The sequence below is a fragment of the Chitinophaga sp. genome, assembly GCF_036566945.1.
Lineage (GTDB): Bacteria > Bacteroidota > Bacteroidia > Chitinophagales > Chitinophagaceae > Chitinophaga.
In genome coordinates this window covers 1-3,681 of sequence record NZ_DATCVJ010001079.1, presented here as the reverse complement: position 1 = coordinate 3,681, position 3,681 = coordinate 1, and the positions used below count along the sequence as shown (strand labels likewise).

Sequence of the window (3,681 nt, the reverse complement as noted above, 5' to 3'; positions counted from 1 at the left end):
TGTCTTTTAGAGAACAGGGGATTGGTCAGCACAAACAAACCGTCGGAAACGGCTTCTGTAACCTGGTGCCAGCCTCTGGATTTTACAAAATCCCTAAGATCCGTAGATGGTATATTTTTATAATCAAGTAACAGGATCATGGTAACTGGTAATTTAGTGTTTCGTTTCTGCTACGCGTAGCAAATATACCTCTTAAACTATCAGGATGCAATATCTGATTTTGTGGAATATATATGGTTTGGCCGGACGCATTTTGGGAGGGATCCGCTCCTCTAAGACTTACCCAATACGCACATCTCTGTAACAGTAGTTCATTCTCGGTGATGCTTAACCAATGATCGCTGTTCGGAGGTAGGAACATGACTACTAAGATTCTGTGAGTTACCAAAGCTTCACTTCTTAGATCGTCATATCTGTTTATTCCCTGCAAAAAATAAGAAATGAATCCATTGTTTACTGAAGGAACACCCACTGTTGCTTTTAACTGAACTTTTATATCTACTTCTTGAATATATCCTCCATTAGGAAATGGTCCCCATCCCGTTATTATTGCGTCAATTCCATTTCCATCAGAAGCCCTATTAGCATTATGGCAACCAGCACCGGCATGAGATGCTACCGCATGTAAATAGGCATAACTGATTTCACTTTCAATATCGTTTGATGTTAGAGGATGCATGTCATACAATTATTATTTTCTAAAAATAGAAATATTTGGTTAAGTGGATAAGAGGGCGGTAGTTAAAAATGGATGATTAACAAATAGCTTTTTGAATAATTGAAAAAGATACCTAAGCATTGTTTTATTTGTAGGTAACGGGGATAATAAAATAGGTAAGAAATAGAATGTTTTTTAAAATTCGCCAATTGCGATATGCTTGAATCGTAAAATAAATAAGCATTGACCTCTCGCATAGAATCCGCTTCATTCTTTCAGATTTAAATGCTTTACAGTTGTAATGGAACTCCCCTGCCCTATTACGCGTTGAGGTCAATGTCTATTTATTTTGAGGTGGGATTGATATTAGGAGGCTTCGTTACTCGCCAATAATTGTTGACTGGATAGCTTTGTAAGGCTCAACAGGTAACTGGCATCAAGGAGCCTTAATAGCTCATGGTAGAATAATAGCAGGTCGGCCCGGTGTTGGACATCTTCGTATTGCGTGTCTTCTGCAGCAAGGGTTTCCGAGAGCCAAAGCCAAAGGGTTTGCCGCGCAGTAGCTGGCGCGAATAAGTCGCAGAAGTGGGCTATGGCGAGCATCGGATCGGCGGATTCCTGCTCGGATAGGTGAGTATGGTGGAAGAATGGTTGTGAGGTTTGCATAACAATAGATTTTTTTGATTATGCTTAAAGATAATAAAAATGTAACTATAAATGTGATTATGCACATAAATTATGATGATAATATGCTTATTTATATGATTTTTATGCTCTAGTAATGATTTTAAATCTGCTTAAATTGATGAAAAATATGCTTATAAAGCAGTAAAATGAGCGATAAAGTATTCAATAGAATAAAAGCAGTACTTGCCGAAAAAGGCAAAACCAATAATTGGTTGGCGGAAACTTTGGATATGAATAGGAACAGTGTTTCCAAGTGGTGTACGAATCAGATGCAGCCGACCGTTGAGACGCTTTTTAAGATTGCGGAGGCGTTGGACGTGGAAGCGAGGGAGCTTCTGGTGATAAGAAAGAACAAATAAAAATCTGCTTATAGTAACTATCCGGGAAATTTGTATGACGCCTATACGTCTGTTTAAATAATCTTTAACCCAATTTGTCAAAGATGATACTCTATTCCACTCAAAACAACCATCTCCAAGAGATTAAAGAAAGGCCTTTTCGACTGGAAAAGGAAATCCAAACAATTTTCGAAGCTAATCTTTCCTGCATAATGGGATTGGAGCTTGTACGAAGTGAGTTTACTATTAAGAACAAACGGATTGATACCTTAGCATTTGATGTACAGTCGAATGCCTTTATTATTATTGAGTACAAACGAGATAGGAATATTAGTGTAGTAGATCAAGGCTTTACTTATTTAAGTCTCATGCTTGAAAATAAAGCAGATTTTATAATTGAGTACAATGAAAGTTTGAATAGGTCTTTGAAGCGCGAAGAAGTGGACTGGAGCCAGACCCGTGTGGCTTTCGTTTCCCCCAGCTTTACCGATAATCAAATTCAAGCTACTAATTTCAAAGACCTTGCGATTGAGTTATGGGAAGTAAGGCAATATGAGAATAACACAATATCTATTAATCCCATTAAGAAATCTTCCTCAGCTGTAAGCATTAAACCGATTACTGAACAGAATCAAGCGCTTCGTATAGTTACAGATGAAATAAAGGTGTACACAGAGCAGGATCACTTAGATAAATGCCCTGATCAAATTGTTGAATTATATGATAAGTTCAAAAATGCTATTTTTAATCTTGCCGATGGTATTGAGATAAAGCCTCAAAAATTATATATAGCTTTTAAGAAAGGACGGAATATTGCAGATATAGTGCTATTTAAGAAAATGCTCAGAATTTTTATAAATATACGTACTGGTCAGTTAGATGATCCCAAAGGCTTGACTACTGATGTTTCTGCAATTGGCCACTGGGGTAATGGAGACTATCAACTGCAAGCAGAGGATGACTCAAATTTAGAATACATCATGAGTTTAATTAAGCAAGCGATCCCATAATTATTAACCCACGATGCAATACAAAGAAGAATTGGATCTCTTACGCGAACAAATTCCCATTGGTATTCGTCATGGCCTTAATCTGCTTGATAAAACTAGTGGGGACATAAATCTCGCACGTAGTTTATTCGAGAACGAACTAACCGAAATTATCATTAGCAAAACTTCTGCTTCAAAAGAGGTTGCTCATAAACATTTGTTAGCAGCTAATTATGATGTTGCCAAAACACTTGTCAGTATTGATGAGGAACGCTTTACTTTGCCAGAACGGATATTGCGTAAATCGAAGGGTAATAAAGAAGAGGCATTGAGCCTATTAGCGCGAAATCTGGAAGATGCTAAGAACTTGAAGCGAGATTATTGGTTAGCCCTCGATCAATTGCCGGATTTATCGGCGGTACAGTATTGCTTGTTAGTAGTAAAGGAGTGGTTGGATTATGAGGATTATGAAGGGTTTGATACAGCTATATATTTCTACCTCGATATCGTTACGGCACAAATAGAAGTGCAGCTGCTATTCCCTGAAGTAGCAAGTTATCTTAAAACAGCGAAGAAGAGAAGTGATGAGATAATTGAGCAATACAAGCATAAAAAGCCAAAGTGTAAATCATTCCACATTGGTAATGTGATCAATGTAGATGCGGAGTTTGTGAGAAATGGGAATGGATTTAAGAGGAGTAGAGCTACTATTATAGATAGGTTGTATGAGCTGGTAGTGAATAATATTAGCGAGTTTTATTGAGTCAAGATAGATAGTTACTGCTATCTCATTTTTTGCAAAATGAAAATCAAGTCTTGTTGTAATTTTTTTTATTGAATGATTTAATTGCGTTAGCTTCGCTTATCAGAAAAAACTGGATGGCGGTTAGTTCTAGAAGCCATGTAGTTGTTGATTCAGGGAATGTAAATCTTACTCTAAGGCAGTTCTCTTATTATTTAAGAGTATTCCACTGCAAAATTTCACACCGATAGAAATGATTTTAGTTAT

5 protein-coding genes are annotated in these 3,681 nt (G+C 37.0%); 3 read left to right on the top strand and 2 right to left on the bottom strand.

Annotated elements, in window-relative coordinates:
- Nucleotides 1-136 precede the first annotated feature (136 nt).
- Nucleotides 137-679, bottom strand: a complete 543-nt coding sequence (locus VIP81_RS32585; RefSeq protein ID WP_331972132.1) for a DUF4365 domain-containing protein — start codon at nt 677-679, stop codon at nt 137-139.
- A gap of 345 nt (nt 680-1,024) precedes the next feature.
- On the bottom strand, nt 1,025-1,261 hold the full coding sequence (locus VIP81_RS32580; RefSeq protein ID WP_331972129.1) for a hypothetical protein: 237 nt from the start codon (nt 1,259-1,261) through the stop codon (nt 1,025-1,027).
- Between the two features lie 230 nt (nt 1,262-1,491).
- Here VIP81_RS32580 and VIP81_RS32575 point away from each other — a divergent pair, with 230 nt between their 5' ends.
- From VIP81_RS32575 to VIP81_RS32565, 3 genes are all read left to right on the top strand, one after another.
- Entirely contained in the window at nt 1,492-1,704 is a 213-nt protein-coding gene (locus VIP81_RS32575) for a helix-turn-helix transcriptional regulator (protein ID WP_331972126.1), read from the top strand.
- Between the two features lie 83 nt (nt 1,705-1,787).
- Nucleotides 1,788-2,693: a DUF5655 domain-containing protein gene (locus tag VIP81_RS32570; RefSeq protein ID WP_331972122.1), complete on the top strand. Its 906-nt coding sequence runs from the start codon at nt 1,788-1,790 to the stop codon at nt 2,691-2,693.
- 13 nt (nt 2,694-2,706) lie between these two features.
- A complete protein-coding gene (locus tag VIP81_RS32565) occupies nt 2,707-3,435 on the top strand; it encodes a hypothetical protein (RefSeq protein WP_331972119.1) in 729 nt (242 codons plus the stop codon).
- The last annotated feature ends 246 nt before the right edge of the window (nt 3,436-3,681 follow it).